The 21400-nt window shown below is 66.5% G+C and carries 21 protein-coding genes; 16 read left to right on the forward strand and 5 right to left on the reverse strand.

Annotation, left to right across the window (positions count from 1 at the left end):
- The 7 genes from D769_RS06435 to D769_RS06465 all read left to right on the forward strand — a co-directional run.
- A partial coding sequence (locus tag D769_RS06435) for an FAD-dependent oxidoreductase (RefSeq protein ID WP_040010909.1) occupies positions 1-552 on the forward strand: 552 nt, incomplete at its 5' end.
- 57 nt (positions 553-609) lie between these two features.
- Positions 610-984, forward strand: a complete 375-nt coding sequence (locus D769_RS06440; RefSeq protein WP_008643250.1) for a RidA family protein — start codon at positions 610-612, stop codon at positions 982-984.
- Positions 985-1025: 41 nt separating this feature from the next.
- Entirely contained in the window at positions 1026-2459 is a 1434-nt protein-coding gene (locus D769_RS06445; RefSeq protein ID WP_008643252.1) for a D-aminoacylase, read from the forward strand.
- Positions 2460-2560: 101 nt separating this feature from the next.
- A complete protein-coding gene (locus D769_RS06450) occupies positions 2561-3514 on the forward strand; it encodes a tripartite tricarboxylate transporter substrate binding protein BugE (RefSeq protein ID WP_029309583.1) in 954 nt (317 codons plus the stop codon).
- Between the two features lie 114 nt (positions 3515-3628).
- Positions 3629-5059: a hypothetical protein gene (locus D769_RS06455; protein ID WP_008643256.1), complete on the forward strand. Its 1431-nt coding sequence runs from the start codon at positions 3629-3631 to the stop codon at positions 5057-5059.
- A 9-nt stretch (positions 5060-5068) separates the two neighbouring features.
- Positions 5069-5959: a serine hydrolase gene (locus tag D769_RS06460; RefSeq protein ID WP_008643259.1), complete on the forward strand. Its 891-nt coding sequence runs from the start codon at positions 5069-5071 to the stop codon at positions 5957-5959.
- A complete protein-coding gene (locus D769_RS06465) occupies positions 5950-6783 on the forward strand; it encodes a carbon-nitrogen hydrolase family protein (protein WP_008643261.1) in 834 nt (277 codons plus the stop codon). The genes D769_RS06460 and D769_RS06465 overlap by 10 nt, the downstream gene beginning before the upstream one ends.
- Before the next feature lie 115 nt (positions 6784-6898).
- Here D769_RS06465 and D769_RS06470 read toward each other — a convergent pair whose 3' ends face one another.
- The 4 genes from D769_RS06470 to D769_RS06485 all read right to left on the reverse strand — a co-directional run bounded on the left by D769_RS06470 (position 6899) and on the right by D769_RS06485 (position 10084).
- On the reverse strand, positions 6899-7417 hold the full coding sequence (locus tag D769_RS06470) for a DUF1697 domain-containing protein (protein ID WP_008643264.1): 519 nt from the start codon (positions 7415-7417) through the stop codon (positions 6899-6901).
- A 177-nt stretch (positions 7418-7594) separates the two neighbouring features.
- Positions 7595-7939, reverse strand: a complete 345-nt coding sequence (locus D769_RS06475) for a tripartite tricarboxylate transporter substrate-binding protein (protein WP_008643266.1) — start codon at positions 7937-7939, stop codon at positions 7595-7597.
- Positions 7929-8924: an aldolase/citrate lyase family protein gene (locus D769_RS06480; RefSeq protein WP_008643268.1), complete on the reverse strand. Its 996-nt coding sequence runs from the start codon at positions 8922-8924 to the stop codon at positions 7929-7931. The genes D769_RS06475 and D769_RS06480 overlap by 11 nt, the downstream gene beginning before the upstream one ends.
- Positions 8925-9028: 104 nt before the next feature.
- Positions 9029-10084, reverse strand: coding sequence for a MaoC family dehydratase (locus D769_RS06485; RefSeq protein WP_008643269.1), 1056 nt, complete (start codon positions 10082-10084; stop codon positions 9029-9031).
- Between the two features lie 216 nt (positions 10085-10300).
- Here D769_RS06485 and D769_RS06490 point away from each other — a divergent pair, with 216 nt between their 5' ends.
- Genes D769_RS06490 through D769_RS06505 form a run of 4 tightly spaced genes read left to right on the forward strand, consistent with a single transcriptional unit; the run spans position 10301 to position 15127 of the window.
- Positions 10301-11467, forward strand: a complete 1167-nt coding sequence (locus tag D769_RS06490) for an acyl-CoA dehydrogenase family protein (protein WP_008643270.1) — start codon at positions 10301-10303, stop codon at positions 11465-11467.
- Between the two features lie 15 nt (positions 11468-11482).
- Entirely contained in the window at positions 11483-12844 is a 1362-nt protein-coding gene (locus tag D769_RS06495; RefSeq protein ID WP_008643271.1) for an MmgE/PrpD family protein, read from the forward strand.
- Between the two features lie 25 nt (positions 12845-12869).
- The gene (locus D769_RS06500) at positions 12870-14111 is read left to right on the forward strand and encodes a CoA transferase (RefSeq protein WP_008643272.1); all 1242 of its coding nucleotides are present in this window, start codon (positions 12870-12872) and stop codon (positions 14109-14111) included.
- A gap of 44 nt (positions 14112-14155) precedes the next feature.
- On the forward strand, positions 14156-15127 hold the full coding sequence (locus D769_RS06505; protein ID WP_008643273.1) for a tripartite tricarboxylate transporter substrate binding protein: 972 nt from the start codon (positions 14156-14158) through the stop codon (positions 15125-15127).
- Between the two features lie 49 nt (positions 15128-15176).
- On the opposite strand, the gene D769_RS06510 is transcribed toward D769_RS06505, so the two are convergent.
- The gene (locus D769_RS06510) at positions 15177-15953 is read right to left on the reverse strand and encodes a GntR family transcriptional regulator (protein ID WP_008643274.1); all 777 of its coding nucleotides are present in this window, start codon (positions 15951-15953) and stop codon (positions 15177-15179) included.
- A gap of 391 nt (positions 15954-16344) precedes the next feature.
- Here D769_RS06510 and D769_RS06515 point away from each other — a divergent pair, with 391 nt between their 5' ends.
- The 5 genes from D769_RS06515 to D769_RS06535 all read left to right on the forward strand — a co-directional run.
- On the forward strand, positions 16345-17307 hold the full coding sequence (locus D769_RS06515) for a tripartite tricarboxylate transporter substrate binding protein (protein WP_008643309.1): 963 nt from the start codon (positions 16345-16347) through the stop codon (positions 17305-17307).
- A gap of 47 nt (positions 17308-17354) precedes the next feature.
- Positions 17355-18269: an SDR family NAD(P)-dependent oxidoreductase gene (locus D769_RS06520; protein WP_008643311.1), complete on the forward strand. Its 915-nt coding sequence runs from the start codon at positions 17355-17357 to the stop codon at positions 18267-18269.
- 10 nt (positions 18270-18279) lie between these two features.
- A complete protein-coding gene (locus D769_RS06525; protein ID WP_008643312.1) occupies positions 18280-19449 on the forward strand; it encodes a thiolase domain-containing protein in 1170 nt (389 codons plus the stop codon).
- Between the two features lies 1 nt (position 19450).
- Positions 19451-19849, forward strand: coding sequence for an OB-fold domain-containing protein (locus D769_RS06530; protein ID WP_008643316.1), 399 nt, complete (start codon positions 19451-19453; stop codon positions 19847-19849).
- Positions 19850-19875: 26 nt separating this feature from the next.
- The coding region (locus D769_RS06535) for a CoA-binding protein (protein WP_008643317.1) at positions 19876-21400 on the forward strand (1525 nt) is incomplete at its 3' end.

The raw sequence follows: 21400 nt of genomic DNA on the forward strand, positions 1-21400 counted from the left end.
GTGGTGGCCGCGCGCACCGATGCGGGCGACATCGAGGCCGACGCCTTCGTGGTCGCCGCCGGCATGCAGAGCGTGCCGATGCTGGCGCCGCTTGGCGTGACGTTGCCACTGTATCCGCTGACCGGCTACAGCCTGACCGCGCCGACCCAACCGGGCCACCATCATCCCCCTGCCATCAGCGTGACGGACCTGCACTACAAGGTGGTCTATGCCCGTCTGGGCGAGCAGTTGCGCATCGCCGGCATGGTCGACCTGATTGGCCGCCATCCCCGTGCCGATGCACGTCGCGTCGCCCTGCTCGCCAGGCAGGCGCGCGAAACCTTCCCGGACGGCGCGAACTTCGATGCGGCAACCTCGTGGTGCGGCGGCCGGCCGGCCACGCCCGACAGCAAGCCGCTGATCGGCGCCACGCCGTACGACAACCTGTGGCTCAACACCGGTCATGGCGCGTTGGGCTTCACGCTGGCCTGCGGCAGCGCCGCGCTGCTCGCCGACGCCATGGCCGGCCGCCCCTCGCCGCTGGATGCTTCTGCGTTCGCGCTGATGCGCTAGTGCGCTGACACCGGGCCAACATCGTTTCCTCTCACACCGATACCCGCACAAGACACCATGAAACAGATCATCGATACCGGCCTGCCTCGATCCGCTGCTCCCGTCGAATGGGCAGTACTGGGCAACGGCATCCTGTTCACCACGCAGATCCCGACCGGCACCGACGGCAACGTGGTGGAAGGCGGCATGGAAGCGCAGGCGCGCCAGACGCTGCAGAACCTGAAGCAGACCCTGGACGCGGCCGGTGGTAGCCTTGCCGACCTGACCCAGGTCATCGTCTACGTGACCGACCGTGCCGATCTCGCCGTCTTCAACCGGGTCTATGCGGAGATGATTCCGGCACCCTATCCCAACCGCGCGGCCATCGTGACCGTGGGTTTCGGGCGGCCCGAGATGCTGGTCGAGATCCTCGCCTACGCGGCACTCGGCTGAGTCGCCCCCGCGCCAACGCTTATCTCCGAAGGACTGATCCCATGCCATCCTGCGACCTGTTGTTCACCAACGCCACGTTGATCGATGGTACCGGCGCCACACGTCGTACGGGCGCGATGGCCGTGACGGACGGACGCATTGTCGCGCTCGGTGACTGCTCCGGCTGGCAGGCCGCGCGTACCGTCGACGCAACCGGCCATGTGCTGGCGCCCGGCTTCATTGACGTGCACACGCACGATGACAGCGCCCTGCTCAGCACACCTGCAATGCCGGCCAAGACCAGCCAGGGCGTGACGAGCGTGATTGCCGGCAACTGCGGCATCAGCATCGCGCCGCTAACGCCGACCCACGGCCTGCCGCAGCCGCTGATGCTGCTGGGCGAGGTCTCGGACTACCGCTTTCCCTCCGTCGCCGACTACCGGCGCGCGCTGGACGCCTCGCCACCCTGCGTCAACGTCGGTCTGCTGGTGGGCCACAGCACGCTGCGCGCGGGCGCGATGACCGATACCACGCGTGCCGCCACCGCCGAGGAAATCGAGGCGATGGCCGCGATGCTCGACCAGGCGCTGAGCGATGGCGGCCTGGGCATGAGCACCGGCCTCAGCTATCCGGCAAGCCGCGCGGCGCCAACCGCCGAAGTGGTGGCCCTGGCGCGCGTGACCGCGCGTCACCCGGGCGCGATCTACACCACCCATATGCGCAGCGAGCGCGATCAGGTCATCGAGGCCGTCGGCGAAACGCTGGAGATCGGCCGCGAAGCCGCGCTGCCCGTCGTGATCTCGCACCACAAATGCATCGGGCGCAAGAACTTCGGCAAGACCACCGTCACCCTGAGCCTGATTGACAAGGCGCTGGCCACCCAGGACGTATCCCTCGACGTCTACCCCTACACGGCCAGCTCCACGGTGCTGCTGCCCGAGTTCGTCGGCGAGGCGGAACGGATCATCGTCACGAGTTCGCAGCCGCATCCCGAGCAGGCACGCCGGGACCTGTCGGCCATCGCCGCCGACTGGCATGTATCGCTGGAGGAAGCGGCGGCACGGCTCGGGCCGGCCACCGCGATCTATTTCCAGATGGATGAGGGCGACCTGCGCCGCGTGCTGTCTCACCCGCGCACGATGATCGGCTCGGATGGCATTCCCGGCCCTTACCCCCACCCACGGCTCTGGGGCAGCTTTCCGCGCGTGCTCGGCCACTACGCCCGCGAACTGGGCCTGCTGACGCTCGAAGACGCCGTGCGCCGCATGACGTCGCTGCCCGCCTCGGTCTTTGGCCTGCCCGGGCGTGGGGTGCTGGAAGTGGGCTACGCCGCCGATCTCGTGCTGTTCGATCCCGAACAGGTAATCGACCGCGCCGACTACACGCAGCCGTGCGAGCCGTCGGCCGGCATCGAAGCGGTCTATGTCAACGGCGTGCAGGTCTGGGGCCCGGATGGCGCCACCGGCGCCGCCGCCGGACAGTTCCTGCGCCACTGAGCCGGACTACCGAACTACGGGACTACCGGCCCGCCGCCCCCGACACATCCATCCCGACAAGAACCACGAGGAGACCCAACTTGAAACGCAGACACTTCCTTCTGGCGCCCGTCCTCGGCGCCATCGCGCTGGGCACCGCCACGCTGGCGCACGCCGCCTATCCCGACCGGCCGATCACGCTGGTCATCCCCTTTTCCGCCGGGGGTCCGACCGACGTCGTGGGACGTATCGTTGCCAGCAAGGCCTCGGAGATCCTGGGCCAGCAGATCGTGGTCGACAACCGCGTCGGCGCGGCCGGCACCATCGGCATGAATGCCGTGGCACGCGCCAAGGCCGATGGCTACACGCTCGGCCTCGCCACGGTCAGCACGCACGGCACCGCGCCGCATCTGCTGGCCAAGCCGCCCTATGACCCGGTCAAGGATTTCACGCCGGTCGTCAATCTGGTCAGCAGCCCCAACATCCTCAGCGTGCACCCCGGCTTCCCGGCCCGCACGCTGAAGGAGTTCGTGGACTACACGAAGAAGCACCCCGGCAAGGAAAGCTACGCCAACGCCGGTGCCGGAGGCATCAACGACCTTGGCATGGCCTGGTTCCTGCAACTCAACGACGCCAACATGATCAGCGTGCCCTACAAGGGCTCGGCGCCGGCGCTCAACGATGCGATCGGCGGCAACGTCAAAGTCATCTTCGACAACTTCCCGTCGTCCCTGCCATTCATCAAGGCGGGCAAGCTGCGCGCGCTCGCCATCACCGGCACGCAACGCAACGACAAGCTGCCCGACGTCCCGACCTTCGCCGAGCAGGGCTACAAGGACTATGACGTCAGCGCCTGGTATGGCGTGGTAGCGCCGGCAAAGCTGCCGCCGGAGGTTCGCACCCGCCTGGTGGAGGCCTTCCAGGCTGCACTGGCCGATGCCAACACGCGGCAGCGCCTTGTCGATGCCGGCGCCTTCCCGGTCTCGGTCGGGCCAGATGCCTTTGCCCGCCAGATCCGTCAGGAATACGAGCGTTGGGGCACGGTGATCCGCAAGGCTGGCATCACGCCGCAGTAAGCCTCGCGGACATCGCGAGCACAGGGACGGGAGCGGGCAGCGCCGGCAGAGGCCTGCCCGTCCAGCAATACAAGACAACACAAAGATAAGACGAGAGCAGGCAGGAGCCGTCACATGACATCAGTAGCAAGCAAAGCCCCCACTTCCTCAGACCTGCAGCCGAGCCGGCGCATCGCGGCGATCGCGGTGTTCGTGGCGGGTCTGGCAATCGCCCTGTACACGCACCTGGCCATGCCCGGCGAGACGAACCTCTGGGGCCTGACGCCCGTGCTCGTGTTCGCCATCATCGCGCTGCTCGGCGTTGACATCGTGCTGTCGACCATCGCCGCCATCGTGCTCGGCGCGATCATGACCGGCACGACGCCGGTGGGCATGGGCAAACTGCTGGCCGACTCGCTCGGCTCCTTTATCGCGGTTGTCGGCCTGATCATCGTGCTGGGCGCCGGCGTGGGCGAGGTGGCCTCGCGCACGGGCGCCGCCGAGCAACTGGTGCGCGCCATTGTGCGGCGTATCGGCTTGTCCAACCAGGTACGCGTGCGCCTCGGCATCATGGTCACCTCCACGCTGATCTGCGGCGCGCTGGGCACGCTGGCCGGTGGTAACGCCATCATCGCCGCCGTGGTGATCCCAATCGCCGCGGCGGTGCGTCTGTCGCCGCCCGCGGTGGCCGCGCTGTTCCAGACCGCGGGTTCCGCCGGCCTGGTGCTCGGACCGTTCACGCCCAACGTCGTGACCGTGCTGGGGCTGACCGGACTGAGCTACCCCGAATACCTGATGGTGGCCGGCATCCCGATGGCGGCGGCCACGCTTGCCAGCGGCTGGTTCATGTCGGGCCGCATCCAGAAGATGACCGAGGCCGAGCACCAGTACGATGAAGCCAAGAACGGCATCGCCGCGTTCGACCTGTCCGCCACGCCACCGCGCACGGCAGTACGTGCCGCCTGGGCGTTCTGCCTGACCATCATTGGTCTGGCCACCGCCGGCGTGATCGTCAAGGCCGGCTTTGCCTTCGCCATCATCGTCATGGTTTCGCTGGCTGCCACCACCGGCCTGGCCGGCGGCATGGGTCCGCGCGCCATCCTTCAGGCGATGTATGCCGGTGCGGGCAAGCTGATCTGGATCTTCTTCCTGTTCTGGCTGTTCAACCCAGTGCTGGTACTGGTGGACAAGCTCAACGCCTACCACGCACTGCTCGACATCGCCAGCCCGCACCTGGCAGGCATCGGCGGCGCCATGCTGTGCGTGATCATCTTGTGGTTCAACGTGATTGGACACATCCCCGGCGCGGCAGTCGCGCAGATGACCTTCACGGCCAAGATCTTCGGCCCGCTGCTGGCCGCCGCCGGCGTCGGCCCCGCGGCCACCACCGCCGTGATCCTTGGCAGCTCGCAGATCGACTGGTTCGGCCCCTTCCCTACCTCCGACATGTTCGGACAGATGGGCCTGGCCCGTTCGACCCAGCTAAAGTACATGCTCTACAACGGCTGGGCGGTGATCATCGTGAATCTCTGTCTGTTCTCTGGGCTGTTCTTCTTGCTGGTCTGAGGAGGCGATATGGAACTCGTGGCATTTCCGCTAGGTAACCGGATTCCCGATGCGGCCGCGCTTCGCGCGCGGGTAGAAACCGCGCTGGCACCGCTGCTGGCCGGCACGCAGGCACGTGTGGCGATCAGCCTGCGGCTTGCCGATGGCAAGGTGGTGCTGGAGCGCGAGGCCGAGCGCGTGCAGCCATCGGCCAGCATCATCAAGCTGCCGATCCTGTTCACGCTGCTGGAACAGGTGGCGCAGGGTCATCTGCAGCTTGAGCAACGCTTCTCCCTGGACGGACTCGAGCGCGTGGGCGGTACTGGCATCCTCAGCCAGTTGCCCAGTGTCCAGAGCCTGACGCTGGCGGAACTGGCGCGGCTGATGATCGTGCTGAGCGACAACCTGGCGACCAATGCGCTGATCGAACTGCTCGGCTTCGAGGGCGTGAACGACTGGTGCAATCGCGCGGGACTAGGGCAGACGCGGCTGCAGCGTCGCATGATGGACGCCGCAGCGCGCGCCGCAGGGCTGGACAACTTCACGAGCGCCAGCGACGCTGCGGCCTCGCTGTGCTGGCTGCTGCGCGATGGATCGCTGCCAGCCCCGCTGCGTGACTTCGCACTGGGGCTACTGGCCGATCAGCGCGAGCGCGCCCATTTCGGCGCGGCGCTGCCAGCCGGCGCCATGCTGGCCAACAAGACCGGACAGTTGCCCGGCCTTCGTCACGACGCCGGCATTCTGACCGTAGGCGCCTACAGCGTCGTGCTGGCCGTACTGGCCGACGGCTTCACGGACGCGCGCACCGCGCAGACGCTGCACGGCGGCGATGGCGCGCAATGGCTGGCCGAAGCGGCGCGGATCGTGGCGCAGGCGCTTGCCGCGCAGCAAGACCAGAACGGAGCGGAACGATGCGGATAAAAGTCGCTGCCATCCAGATCGACAGCCGGCAGGACCGCGAGGCCAACCTGGCGGCACTCGAACACTGGATTCTTGCCGCCGCGGCGGACGGCGCGAAACTGATCGTCACGCCGGAGTACAGCGACGTCCGCGGCGATGCCAACGCGCTACAGGCGGCCGCCAGCGCGGTTCCGGGCCCCGTCTCCGAGCACATCGCCTCGCTGGCGCAACGCACCGGTTGCTGGATTCATCTGGGCTCGATGCATGAACGGTTGCCAGGCGCGACCCGCCTCGGCAATAGCGGCATCACGTTCGCGCCAGATGGCGGCATTGCCGCACGCTATCGCAAGGTGCACCTGTACGACGCCGTGGTGAATGGCAAACCCTATCGCGAGTCAGCCGACTTCGCGCCGGGGGACGGCCTGCATACCGTGGACGCTGCCGGCCTGACCCTGGGTCTGAGCATCTGCTACGACCTGCGCTTCGGCGAGCTGTACCGGACCCTGCGCGCACGCGGCGCCAACGTGCTGCTGGTGCCCGCCGCCTTCAACGTGCACACCGGACGCGACCACTGGGAAACGCTGCTGCGGGCCCGTGCCATCGAAAACCAGTGCTACGTGATTGCCGCCGCGCAGATCGGCGGCCCGGGACCCGCCCTGCCCTGCCTGGGGCGCAGCATGATCATTGACCCCTGGGGCACCGTGCTGGCCTGTATGCCGGACACCACCGGCTTCATCACCGCCGAACTCGATACAGAGCGCGTGGCCGGCCTGCGCGAGGCGCTACCGGCATGGGAGCATCGCCGCACGGACCTGTATTTCGGCGGCATTCAGAACTCAGGCTGAGCCCTGGCCCCGCGTCCAAGAGACGCGATCAAATTGAGAAACTGAAGCAAAGCGGTGCTGGCTTGACGCGCGGTCGCAGACAATACAAGTACGCCAGAATCGTTTGATCGTGTCTCTAGGCTCGCGCGCACTTGATGACGGTGTCCAGCGTGCGCGTGGTGATGTCCTTCCCGAACGAACGCTCGAGCAGCGTCATGAATACCGGTCCTTTCTTCGGATCCGGCAAATATGCACTGAAGACTTCCGCCGCGCTGGCCTTGATGATGCTGGCGCCGTCACGCTCGATTGGCAGTGTGATATCGGGCGCCACCGGACTGCGGAGAAAGGTGACGACCCGCTTGGCCCCGCGCGCCAGGTCAAACTCGGCAAACGGATCGGCCTCGATCAGGTCCAGGAGATAGCCAGCGGGCCGAACGAACGTCCCGAAGCTATGACCCAGCTCGGCGTGCATGGCCTTCTCGGCGCGTCGCTCCAGCGCTGTGATGGACGCCGAACGCGCGCCGAACACAACGTTCCCGCTGGACAGCAACGTTCGCACCTCGGAGAAGCCCGCCGCTTCGAAGCAATGCTTGAGCTCGGGCATCCGGGTGTTCATCGGACTGACACCGCGAAGAAAGGCGACGTATCGGGGCATGGTGATCTCCTGCTGGCTGCCGGGCAGCCGCTCACGATTGGCGTGACACGCAGTCTACGCCCACCAGGCCCACATCCGGCGGCGTCGCGCCACTGAAGGCGCGGGGCATCGCCCGTTGCCTGCGATGCCCGCCGAGTATCGGATCAGTGTCGGATCAGTGTCGGATCAGTCGACGAATCAGTCGACTTGCGCGCCCGAGACTTTCACCGCTTCGGCCCAGCGCTTGCTCTCGCTATCGATGAACGCCGAGAACTCCTTCGGTCCTTCGTTGACCGCGTCGCCGCCGAGGTCCTCGATGCTGGCACGCGTGGCGGGCTCCGCCACGATGCGCGTCACGTCCTCGTTGATCTTCTGACGCAGGCCGGGCGGCATGGTCGCCGGGCTGAAGAGACCGAACCACGTGGCAGCCTGGAACGGCAGGCCAGCCTGCGTGAACGTCGGCACGTTCGGCAACGTCGGGCTGCGCTTCGAATGGGCCAGCGCAATCGCGCGGAGCGCCGGTACCGCTGCGTCAGGCAGCAAAAAACCGGCGTTCCGCCTCCGCGGGCATCGCCATGCCCGTGACCCGGGCTTTTTCCAGCACCTCCCAGAAATAACGGTAGGTGGCGCGGTCATGCAGTTCGCCCTTGTACTGGATCGGTCCCCAGTCGGCATCCTGCGCGGCGAGCAGGATGCCGGCGGCGTCCTCCACCTCGGCAAAGTCCGGGCGCATTGCGTTGACGATTGGCAGGATCTGCGCGGGATAGATGCTCCACATGCGCAGGAAACCGAACTGATTGCGCGCGCGGCTGGCGTCGGCGCCAATTACGTCGGCGTCCTTGAGGTTCAGGCAGACGTTGTGCGCAGGCACGATGCCGTTGGTCAGCGCCGCAGCCACCATGTCGGCCTTGGCGCGCGCCAGCAGTGCGTGCTCGAACTGGCCCGGGCTGCGCATCGCCGCAGCGGGAATCGCGCCGTGATGGCCACTGACAAAGTCCATCAGGCCGAAGTCCAGCACCTCGATGTCCGGCAACTCGGCGATCGGGAACACGTCGCGCAGCGCGCCGTGGGTTTCGATCAGCACGTGCACTGGCACCGGCCGTTCCAGTCCGGCACGTTGCGCGGTCTCGCGGATAAACGCGATGACCTCCGCCACCTGCTCGTGACGCGTGGCCTTGGGCACGGTGATATAGGCCAGACGGCTGCCAGCCTGCCCGACGATGATCTCCACGTCCTGACGCCAGGCCGGGTGCGACGGATCGTGAATCCGCGCGCCGGCGCGCCCGAAGCGATTGCGGTCGGAGGCGATCATCCTCGCCACCATTTCCGCGTGCTCGCGTTCCTGCCCCGTGGCGGCACCGTCCTCGCAGTCGCAGGTCACGTCGAATACCGGACCGTACTCCACTTGCAGGTCCATGGCCTTGCCGATCAGCTTTTCGCTACCGGCAAAGTGCTCGCAGGCGGCCAGCGCGGGAAAGGCTTTCTCGCCGGCAAACAGGGCATCTCTCGGGTGTGTCGCGGTTGTCATGCTTTGTCTCTCGTGTGTGTCGTGTGTCGTGTTCTCGATGGGTCGGACAGGCCGGGGATCACCCCGCCCCTTGTCGTTACCGCCTCGGCATTGGCGCCCGGGTATTACCGCCTTGGGATGGCGATGGTGTAGTCCAGGTCCAGCACCACGCTGGATGGATGTGCGGTCCGGCCCTCGCCGGGCGCGGGGAACGCGATGGATGCCGCGCTGGCGTTCTTCACGCCGATCATGCGCAGCCGCAGACCACCGAGGTGGCCCTGCCCCAGGTCGAGTGTCTCGATCACCTGCGTCGCGCAGGCGATGGTGTCGCCGGCATAGGTCGGATTCACGTGGCTGCCGCCGTTGATGGCGAGAATCGACAGCGCGTTCTCCAGTCCGTCGTACGACAGCGCGCGGCATACCGAAATGATGTGGCCACCATAGACCAACCGCCGGCCACCGCCGGCCGCCATGGCATGACCGTCGAAGTGCGCGCGGGCCGTGTTCTGGTACAGGCGCGTGGCGATGCTGTGGTCGCTGTCGTTGATCGTCATCGCGCCCGGGTGGTCGATGCGCTCGCCCACTGCGTAGTCGTCCCACAGGTCCGCGAAGCCGGTCATCGCCGTGATCTCGCGAACGCGCGCGGTGTAGTCGTTGCGACGCATCCATGCGCTCGGCACCACCATCTGCGTGGCCGGCACCACCGCTTCCGCGCACGCCGCACCGTGGTCCCGCTTGTGCACCATCACCCAGCGCACCCAGCTCAGCACCTCGCGGCCATGCTGGTTACGCGCCATGGATCGCACGTAGACCACGCCGCTCTTGCGGCTGGTGTTCTCCTTCAGGCCGATAACCTCGGACTCGACCGCCAGCGTGTCACCCGGATACACGTGGGCGAGAAAGCGCACTTCCGCATAGCCCAGGTTAGCCACCGCATTGAGCGAGATATCCGGCACGGTCTTGCCGAACGCCGTGTTGAACACCAGCAGGTCTTCCAGCGGCCGCCGTTCCATCCCCAGATCGCGTGCGTTGGTCTCGGCCGTGCACAGCGCCGCCCGGCTGCCGGTCAGCCCGATGTACAGACTCCTGTCGCCTTCGGTCAGCGTGCGCGGCGTGGCATGCCTGATCTTCATGCCGACCCGGAAGTCCTCGAAATAGTTACCGCTGCGGCACTTCTCCATTTCCACTCCGTTTTGTTTGTACGCACATAATTGCAACGAAAACGGCGAGTGTCAACCGGGATCTTTGCCGCCAAGGCCGCATACATGCCGTCAAACCGCGCATAAATCGCGCTTAGCTTCGTAACAACCTCGACAGTTTCGCTTGCAAAAGTCCGGACATCCTGATTACTATGTCCGTACATACAAACGAACCAATGCGAAAATGAGGAGTCGTCGATGCAAAAACTGACCGAAGAGCGGCGCATGATTCAGGAGGCAGCGCGCCAGTTCACGATGGAGCGCGTGCTGCCGATCGCCAACAAGCTGGACCCTGAAAAAGGCCAGATCCCGCGTGACCTGATCGACGAGATGGCCGAGCTTGGCTACTTCGGCATCCTGATCCCCGAGGAGTACGGTGGCCTTGGGCTGGGCGCCTACGAGTACTGCCTCGTGGCCGAGCAGCTTTCGCGTGGCTGGATGAGCGTGGGCAGCCTGATCGCCCGCGGCAACGGCCTGATCGGCGCGCTGAAGGGCCTGGCGCCCGAGAAGAAGGCCGAGTACCTGCCGCGCATGGCGCGTGGCGAATTCCTGGGTGCGTTCTCGCTGTCCGAGCCGAATGCCGGATCGGACGTGGCCAACATTTCCTGCCGCGCCGTGCGCGATGGCGACGACTGGCTCATCACCGGCAACAAGTACTGGTGCACGTTCGCCGACCAGTCCGACTTCATCCTGGTGATCTGCCGCACCGATCCCGTAATTGACCCGAAGGCGCGCCACAAGGGCCTGTCCGCATTCCTGGTGGAAAAGCCGCGCGGCGAACTGCCCGAAGGCGTCAAGGGCAGCGTCATCCCGAAGATCGGCTACCACGGCTGGACCACCTGGGAACTGGCGTTCGACAACTGCCGCGTGCCGCACTCGAGCATGGTCGGCGAGGAAGGCAAGGCGTTCTACCTGACCACCGCCGGACTGGAAACGGCGCGCGCCCACACGGCGGCCCGCTCGATCGGGCTGGCCCAGGGCAGCCTCGAGGATTCGATCCAGTACGCCAAGGACCGCGCCCAGTTCGGCGCCCCGATCGGCAACTTCCAGGCCATCCGATTCAAGCTAGCCGACATGGCGACGCAGATCGAAGCATCCCGCGCCCTGCTCTACACCGTGTGCGAAAAAATCGACGAAGGCGTGCGCGCCGACACCGAGGCGTCGATGGTCAAGCTGTTCGCCAGCGAGATGTGCGAGCGCGTGACCAGCGAAGGGCTGCAGATCCATGGCGGCGCCGGTTACACCACGCACTTCGCGGCTGAGCGCTACTGGCGCGATGCGCGTCTGACCAAGATCTTCGAAGGCACCTCCGAGATCCAGATGCGCATCATCTCCGATGCCATGCTGGGCAAGGTTGCAGCCTGATCTCCGGGGCAAGCGATGACTTCGAACATGCCTGCCACCGGCATTACCGCCCTCGCCGCCAGCATCGCGGTTGACCGCGCCCTGCGCTTTCCGGCCGCCGCACTCGACGTGGCGCGGTTGTCCGTCTACGACTGCCTGGCTGTAGCGATCGCGGGTGCCCGCGAACCGGTCAGCGTGGCCGTGCGCGAGCTGGTCAGTGGCGAAGGCGGCACCGCGCAAGCGAGCGCGATCGGCCTGCCGGCGCGCATTCCCGCCCGCGCGGCCGCGATGCTGAACGGCACAGCCGCGCACGCGCTCGACTACGACGATACGCACTTCGACTTCGTCGGCCATCCCACCGTTGCCGTGCTGCCCGCCGCATTGGCCGTGGCCGAACAGCGGCAGGCCAGCGGCAAGGATCTGCTGGAAGCGTTCCTGACCGGGGTGGAAGTCACTTGCCGCGTCGGCGGATGGCTGGGACGCCCGCACTACAACGCCGGGTTCCACCAGACCGCCACGTCAGGCGCTTTCGGCGCCACCGCAGCTGCCGCGCGGCTGCTGGATCTCGATGCGGAACGCGCGGCCCACGCGCTGGGTCTCGCAGCCACGCGCGCGTCGGGGCTGAAGTGCCAGTTTGGCACGATGGCCAAGCCGTTCCATGCAGGCATGGCGGCGTCCACGGGCGTGGAGTCCGCCACCCTCGCAGCCCTGGGATTCGTCGCCCGCCCTGACGCCATTGAATGCGCCGGCGGTTTCGCCACCACACATGGCGCCGGACAGGGCTGCCTCGACAATCCGTTTGATGGGCTACCCGAAGCCTTCCGCTTTGTCGACGTCCAGTACAAGTTCCATGCGTGCTGCCACGGCACGCATCCTGCGCTGGAGGCATTGCACGGCCTGCGCGAACAGCATCGCCTGACGGCCGGTGACGTCGAGCACGTCACGCTGGCCATCGCACCTCAATGGCTGCCGGTCTGCTGCATCGCGCAGCCCGCGACCGGCCTGGAGGCCAAGTTCAGCCTCGCGCTGACCGGGGCGATGGTACTGGCCGGTGTGGACACGGCATCGCTGGCGTCGTTTTCCGATGCCTGCTGCCAGGACCCCTCATTGACCGACCTCGCGCGACGCATCGAGATCCGTCCCGACCCGGCGATTACCGACACCGCCTGCCATGCGACGGTGCTGACCCGGAGCGGCGCGACACTGTCCCGCCACGTCGATCTCAGCACCCCGGCGCCCTACGACACCAAGGCCACCAAGCTCAAGGCCAAGGCCGGCGCCCTGCTGGGCCAGGCCAGTGCAGAAGCACTCTGGACCTTCGTCGCCGCGCTGGACACGCTGCCAGCCGCCGCTCTCTACCCGCGCCTGCATGACTGGTTCGCCGATGCCGCCGCCTGATACCCCACACTTCGGAGCCCCACGCATGCAAACCCACGCAGACACCCAGACCCATCCCCCCGGCGCCCTTGCCGGCCTGCGTGTGGTCGACCTCACGCAGATGCTCGCCGGACCATTCTGCACCCAGGTGCTGGCCGATCACGGCGCGGACGTGATCAAGGTGGAAACGATGACCGGTGACGGCACCCGCATCACCGGCCCCTTCTGTGACGACGACACCCTGCGCGACTTCGGCGGCTATTTCCAGAGCGTCAATCGCAACAAGCGCTCGATCGCAGTGGACCTCAAGAGCAGCACCGGGCGCGAGATCCTGCGCAAGCTGATCGACAGCGCCGACGTGGTGGTCGAGAACTTTCGGGCCGGCGTCATGGAGCGCCTTGGCCTGTCGTACGAAATCCTGCGCAAAACCAATCCGCGTCTGGTCTATGGCACGGTACGCGGCTTCGGCGACCCACGCAGCGGCGAAAGCCCCTACGCGCAATGGCCTGCCTACGACGTCGTGTCGCAGGCGATGGGCGGCATGATGGGCATCACCGGCCCCGACCGGGACACCCCCACGAAGATCGGCCCGGGCGTCGGCGATACGATACCTGCGCTGATGCTCTGCATCGGCATTCTCTCCGCCGTGCACCGCGCGCGCGACACCGGACAGGGCCAGTTCGTCGACGTGGCCATGACCGATGCGGTACTGGCCATGTGCGAGCGCATCGTCTACCAGACGTCCTACACCGGCGCGGTGCCAGCGCCCGAAGGCAACCGCCACCCGTTGCTGTGCCCCTTCGGCTTGTTCCGCTCGCGCGACGGCCAGGTCTCGATTGCCTGCGCCACCGACGCATTCTGGGAAAAGCTGGCCATCGCCATCGGCCGCCCGGACATGGCCACCGACGAGGCGTTCGCCACCAATGCAGCCCGCGTGCAGCACCAGCAGCAGGTCATCGACGCGATCGAAGCATTCACCACCGTGCGCACGAAGGAAGAGATCGCTGCCGTTCTCGGCGGCAAGGTGCCGTTCGGCCCGGTCTACACCGCCGCGGAGATCTTTGCTGACCCGCACTACGCGGTGCGCGAGATGCTGGTCGACGTCGAACAGCCCGGCTCGGCCAGACCGGTGAAGGTCGCCGGCGTGCCCATCAAGCTGAGCGACACCCCTGGCGCGGTACGTCGGCGCGCGCCGCTGCTGGGCGAGCACACCGAGGAAATCCTGCTGGCCACGGGCTACACCGAACGGGACATCAAGGGGCTGCGGGAGACAAAAGCCGTTCGCTAGAACACACAAGACAACCAAAAAACAAGCAACAAGGGAGACAGGACATGAACTTCGCGAGAACCGCACTGACGGCCTTGCTATTGACGCTTGCCGCTATGCATCCCGCCGCTGCCGCCGACTACCCGGAGAAACCGGTCAAGGTGCTCGTGGGTTTTCCGGCAGGGCAGACCACTGACGTGATTGCCCGCAAGCTGGCGCAGCAGCTATCGACGTCACTCAAACAATCGTTCTACGTCGAGAACAAGCCGGGCGTGGGTGCCGGGCTCGCTGCGGAAGAAGTCGCGCGCGCGAAGCCGGACGGCTACACGCTGCTGGCAACCTCGAGCGGGCCAATGGCCGTCAACGGCTGGATCTACAAGAACCAGCGCTACGACAGCGTGCGCGACTTCGAGCCGCTGGCACTGATCGGGGTCTTTCCACTGGTACTGGTCGTCAATCCGAACTCGCAGTTCAAGACCGTGGCGGATCTGGTCGCCTATGCCAGGCTCCATCCGGGCAAGGTGAACTACGCATCCGGCGGGAACGGCGTCACCAATCATCTGGTGATGGAAATGTTCAAGCAGACGGCAGGCATCAATCTCGCCCACGTCCCTTACAAGGGCGGCGTCGCCGCGATGACCGACGTGGTCGGCGGGCAGGTGGAGGTGATGTTCGAAGTGGTGTCGATTGCGGAGCCGCTGATTCGCGGCGGAAAGCTGAGACCGCTTGCCGTGGCCAGCGAACAGCGGGTGTCGACGCTGCCGAACGTGCCCACGATCGCCGAATCAGGCTTTCCGGGCTTCCGTGGCAATCCGTGGATCGGCGTCGTGGCGCCGAAGAACTTGCCCAAACCGGTAGCGGACAAGCTGTCCGCGGAGATCATCCGCATCGCGAAGACCCCGGAGTGGACCAGGGTGATGGGTGAACTGGGCGCGATACCTGAAACGATGGGGCCTGCCGACTTCAACCGTTTCGTGCGCGCCGAAGTCACACGCTGGGGCGACGCGGTCAAGGCCGCCAACGTCAAGGTGGATTGACGGGGCCGCGTCCGCCGTCACCGGCCATCACCGGGACAGCCGTGGCAGGTCACGCGCCCGCGTGCCTGCCGCGCCTGAGCTGAAACGACACCGACACCCGGTCGGCCGGATACACCGTATCGGTGATCTCCAGAATCCGGCCCGCCGAATCCTTGTACTGGCGCACCAGCCGCATACCCGCCGTGCCAGCCTCCACACCGAGCTGATCGGCCAGGGAGCCCTCGATCAGCGTAGCGGTGATCGTTTGCCGGATCTCGGCAATCGCGATCGCATACTCGCGTTCGATCAACGCGCTGACCAGCACCTGGGGGCTATTCCGAATCGTGTCGACCAGCCCCGCCAGCGTGGCCTCGATATAGATATCCGCGACCGCGACCGGGGTCTGGCCCTTGCGCGCATCCACCCGCGTGCCGGACAGCAACACCCATGCGCTGCCGATCGGCGCTTCCAGCCGCCGCGCCTGCGCGCGATCCAGCGTGACATCGCGCACCGCTTCGATCGCCCGCACTTCGGTGGCGGCCACGCGCACCAGATCCTCGGCCGTTCCGAACGACTGCGTATACGACGCCCCGGGGTTGGCGGACTCAACAATGGTCCCCACCGCTTTCTTGCGCGAGATATAGCCCAGATCCTGCAGCATCCGCAGCGATGCCCGCACCGTATGGCGGCTGACGCCATGCAACTCGGCCAGTTCATGCTCGGTCGGCAACAGACTGCCCACCACATGGCGGCCTTCGGATATCTCGCGAATCAGCATGCTCGCCAGTTCGGCGTAGCGCGTGGGGGCGGGTGACTCGGTCTTGCTGTCCTTCTGGGCAGTTGCCATTGCGATGGATGTCTGGATCTGGATGCCGCCGCATTGTACGGCCTGGCACGGGTGTTGGCTGCGAATGCCGACCGCGTCCGGTCAACGTCTTGCCGCGCGGCGGGCTTGCCGCGCCTGCCTGCGCGGTGAATCTCATACGCCGTGCAGATGCGAATCTGCCTCCAACCCACCCCCGATCTTGTACGCACATAGTACACGATGACCCACAACGATCCCCCGGCTTTCCGCTTCCCCTCCCATCTGCGCGGTATCGCCGATTTTCGCGCCACCCATCTCGGGTGGGCAGGCGCATCAGATCTTGCGCACCCCCCATCAGTAACCGCTACTATGTACGTACATTGTAATTTATAAAAACACTGCCATCGATGCGGCGGATAGCAAGGAGACAAGGATGAAGAGAGGCTTCATAGCCGCCATGCTGTGCGTGGCCGCTGGCGCAGCGGGCGCGTCCGGGATCTACCCGGCCCGCCCGGTCAAGCTGATCGTCGGTTACTCGGCAGGGGGCCCGGTCGACAGCGCCGCGCGAATCTACGCGCAGCATCTGGGCACCGTGCTTGGGCAGGCTGTGGTGGTGGAAAACCGTGGCGGCGCGGGCGGTGCCATCGCCGCGACCATGATCACCAAGGCCAGTCCCGACGGCTACACGCTGTTCTTCGTCGGCAGCCCGACCCTGACGATGGCGCCGATGGTGCAGAAGTCCGCCACATACAAGCCGCTCAAGGACTTCACGCTGGTCGGTCTGCTCAACACCTATACCAACGCACTACTGGTGGCGGAGGACTCCCCGCTCAAGAACGTGCAGGACCTGGTCGCCTACGCGAAGACGCACCCTGACGGACTCGCATTCGGCTCCGCGGGCGTGGGCGCCTCCAACCATCTGGCCACCGAACTGCTCGCGCAGCGTGGCGGCGTCAGGTTTCTCCACGTCCCCTACAAAGGCAACTCGCCGGCCATCGCAGACCTGATCGGCGGAAAGATCGGCTTCATGTTCGATGTCACCGGCAGCGCGGTCGGCTATGTGCAAGGCGGCAAGGTGCGGGCGCTGGCGGTCACCTCCGCGACGCGCAACCCCGCCCTGCCCGGCGTGCCGACAGTCGCCGAATCGGGCCTGAAGGGCTTTGACGTGAGCGGCTGGTTCGGCCTGATCGGCCCGCCGGGGATGCCACAGCCGGTCATTGACCGCCTGGTCGGGGCCAACCGCGAAGTCGGCCGCAATGCGGCGTACCTGGAGAGTCTGGCACGCGGCGGCTATGCCCCCAGCATCAGCGGCCCTACCGAGTTCACCGACCGCCTCAGGCAGGACCTGACGCTTTGGAGCGACGTGATCAGGAAAGCCAATATCGAGCCGCAATAAGCCTGCCGACTCGGCAGCCAATCTCACCAACATTCAGGAGCAACACGATGCAAGGAATCATGGAAGGCAAGGTAGCGCTGGTCACGGGCGCGGGTGGTGGCATCGGACGCGGTATCGCGCTGGCCCTCGGGGCCGCTGGCGCCCGGGTGATCGTCAACGACCTCGGCGTGTCGATGAGCGGCGAAGGCGGCGATGCCGGCCCCGCGCAGCGCGTGGCCGAGGAAATCCGCGCTGCCGGCGGCCAGGCGGTGGCGAATACCGACAGCGTGTCCACGTGGAACGGCGCTCACAACATCATCCAGTGCGCGCTAGACAACTTCGGCCGCATCGACGCCGTGGTCAACAACGCCGGCAACCTGCGTGACCGCATGTTCTTCAAAATGAACGAGGAAGAATGGCGCTCGGTGATCGACGTGCATCTGCACGGCACGTTCTTCGTCAGCCGCGCTGCCGCCAACCATTTCAAGGACCAGGAGGGCGGCGCGTATGTGCACATGACGTCGACCTCCGGCCTGATCGGCAACTTTGGCCAGGCCAACTACGCCGCAGCCAAGCTCGGCATCGTCGCACTGTCCAAGTCGATCGCGCTGGACATGCAACGCTTCAACGTGCGCTCGAACTGCATCGCGCCGTTTGCCTGGAGCCGCATGACCAGCTCGATCCCGGCCGAGACGCCCGACGAGAAAGCCCGCGTGGCCAAGCTGCAAAGGATGGAGGCCGGCAAGATCGCGCCAATGGCCGTATTCCTGGCGAGCGACGCGGCGCGCGACGTCAGCGGCCAGATCTTCGCCGTGCGCGCCAACGAGATCATGCTGATGAGCCATTCGCGCCCGATCCGCTCGGTGCATATGGGCGAAGGCTGGACACCCGAGGCCATCGGCGAAGTCGCCGTGCCGGCCATGCGCAACAGCTTCTACAAGCTCGAACGCTCCGCCGACGTGATCGGCTGGGACCCGATCTGAGGGGCCGCGCATGAGCATCAAGGGCAAGGCCTATATCGTCGGGGCCTACGAGCACCCGACGCGCAAGGCGCCGGACAAATCCGTCGCGCAGCTTCACGCCGAATGCGCCAGAGGGGCACTGGAAGACGCCGGACTCTCCCTGTCCGACGTGGACGGCTACTTCTGCGCGAGTGACGCACCGGGTCTCGGCGCGACCAACATGATCGACTACCTCGGGCTGCGCGTGCGGCACGTGGATTCGACCGACACAGGCGGGTCCGCCTATCTGGTCCACGTATCGCACGCCGCGCAGGCGATTGCCGCTGGCAAATGCAATGTCGCGCTGATCACGCTGGCGGGCCGCCCACGCTCCGAAGGCTCGAGCGGCACGCAGGCACGCAACTGGGGCGCCAACCTGCCTGACGCGCCATTCGAGGCGCCGTTCCACCCGGTCACCGTGAACCTGTACGCGATGGTGGCCATGCGCCATATGCACGAGTACGGCACCACGCCGGAACAGCTCGCGTGGATCAAGGTGGCCGCGTCCCATCACGCGCAGCACAACCCCCACGCGATGCTGCGCGACGTGGTCACGGTGGAAGACGTGCTGAACTCGCCGCTGATCTCCGACCCCTTGCGCAAGCTTGATTGCTGCGTGGTGTCCGACGGTGGTGGCGCCCTGATCGTGGCACGCCCGGAGATCGCCGCGAAACTGAATCGCCCCAAGGTACGCATCCTGGGCGCCGGCGAACACGTGAAGGGTCAGCTTGGCGGTCAGGTGGACCTGAGCTGGTCCGCCGCCCGCGTATCGGGCGCGGCAGCGTTCGCCGAAGCAGGCATCACGCCCGCCGACATCAAGTACGCGTCCATCTACGACAGCTTCACCATCACCGTGCTGATGCAGCTCGAAGACCTGGGCTTCTGCAAGAAAGGCGAAGGCGGCCGCTTCGTGGCCGACGGCAACCTGATTTCGGGCGTGGGCCGGCTGCCGTTCAACACCGACGGCGGCGGGCTCTGCAATAACCATCCGGCCAATCGCGGCGGCATCACCAAGGTCATCGAGGCCGTGCGCCAGTTGCGTGGCGAGGCCCATCCCGCCGTGCAGGTGAAGCACTGCGACCTGGCGCTGGCCCAGGGCACCGGCGGCTACCTCGGCAGCCGCCATGGCAGCGCCACGCTGATTCTCGAACGGGAGCAATGAGATGACCACCCCGTATATCGCCACCCCATTCCCGGCCCCGGAGGAACGCCCTGACAACGCACCTTTCTGGCAGGCAGCCCGCGAGGGACGGCTGCTGGTCAAGGTCTGCGAATCGTGTGGCAAGCCGCACTGGTATCCGCGCGTGCTGTGCCCGTTCTGCATGGGCGACACCGCCTGGAAGGAGGCCAGCGGCCTTGGCACCGTCTATGCGTTCAGCGTGACCCGCCGCGCGGGCCCGAACCCGTTCTGCATCGCCTACGTAACGCTGGAGGAAGGCGTGACGATGATGACCCATATCGTCGACTGCGACCTCGACACCGTGCGGATCGGCCAGCCGGTGCGCATCAGGTTCTCGCCCAGCGAGGATGGCGCGCCGGTTCCAACCTTCGCGCCCGCGTGAAACGCCCCCCATTTCCGGAGTGAATCGTGAATCCAGTCGCCTCGCCAGTCATATCGCTCAGCACCCTGCTCAACCCGCGCTCCGTCGCGATCATCGGCGCCTCGGATGATCCCGCGCGCATCGGCGGCCGTCCCATCGACGCCATGCGCAAGCTCGGCTATGCCGGACGCATCCTGCCGGTGAACCCGAACCGGCGCGAGGTGCAGGGCCTGCCCGCCTACGCCTCCGTTGCGGACTTGCCAGAGGTGCCTGATGTCGCGGTGGTGGCCGTGCCGGCGGCGCACGTGCTCGATACCGTCATCGCCCTGGGCGAGCGCGGCACCCGCGCCGCCATTCTGTTCAGCGCCGGCTTTGCCGAGATTGGCGGCGACGGCGTCACGCGGCAGGCGGAATTGCTGGCCGCGGCGCGTCGCAGCGGGCTGCGTCTGCTCGGCCCAAACGCGCTCGGGCTGATCAATATGCGCACCGGCTTCGTCGGCAGCTTTGCGTCAAGCATTTCTCTGGGGCCGGTCCAGCCGGGCCATGTCGGCATCGTCAGCCAGTCTGGCGCCTACGGCGGGCATCTGGTGATGGCCGCCAAGTCCGCCGGCATTGGCCTGTCCAGCATCGTGATGACCGGCAATGAGGCCGACATCACGCTGGGCGAGGTCGTCCAGTTGATGGTGGATGACCCGCATACCCGCGTGATCGCGCTCTATTCGGAAGGCATCAACGACGGCAACGGTCTGGTGGCGGCGCTGCAGGCGGCGCGCCGCGCGCGCAAACCGGTGGTGATAATGAAGGTTGGGCGCAGCGAGGTTGGCGGCGCCGCCGCGCGGTCGCACACGGCATCCATCGCTGGCGATGACGCCGTAGTCGATGCCGTGCTGGCCGAGCTTGGCGTGGTGCGCGCTCGCAGCACAGAGGAAATGCTCGACATCGTGCGGCTGGCCGCGCGTGGCATCTATCCGTCTGACAACACGCTGGGAGTCATCACGGTCAGCGGTGGCGCGGGTGTCATCGCGTCGGATGCCGCCGAGGACCTGGGCCTGCCAATGCCGCAAATGCCGGCGTCCACCCAGGCCCGGCTACTGAAGCTGCTGCCGATCTGCTCGCCGCGTAACCCAGTGGACACCACGGCGCAAATCGTCAACGACCTGTCGTTGATCGAGCCGTTTGCGGAGGCCATGGTGGGCGAAGGCGGCTACCGCTCGGTCCTCGGCTTCTTCACCTATGCCGGTGCCACGCCAGCGGTGGCGCCAAGCCTGCGCGAGCAACTGGCGCGTGTGCGAGAGCGGTATCCGGACCGGCTCTACGTACTGGTGCTGCAGGGGCCGCACGACGTGCTGAAGACCTATGAGGAAGCGGGCTTCACAGTGTTCGAGGACCCTACCCGCGCCGTTGTCGCGCTGGCCGCGATGGGCCGCTTCGGACATGCCTTCGCCCAGCCGCAAACGACGCCCCCGCCGGTTGTGCAGCCGGTCGCGCTGCCCACGCAAACCCCGAGCGAAGCCGAAGCCAAGGCCATGCTCGAGGCCGCCGGCATCCCGGCCGTGCCCGAACGCGCGTGCG

This window comes from Cupriavidus sp. HMR-1, assembly GCF_000319775.1.
Lineage (GTDB): Bacteria > Pseudomonadota > Gammaproteobacteria > Burkholderiales > Burkholderiaceae > Cupriavidus > Cupriavidus metallidurans.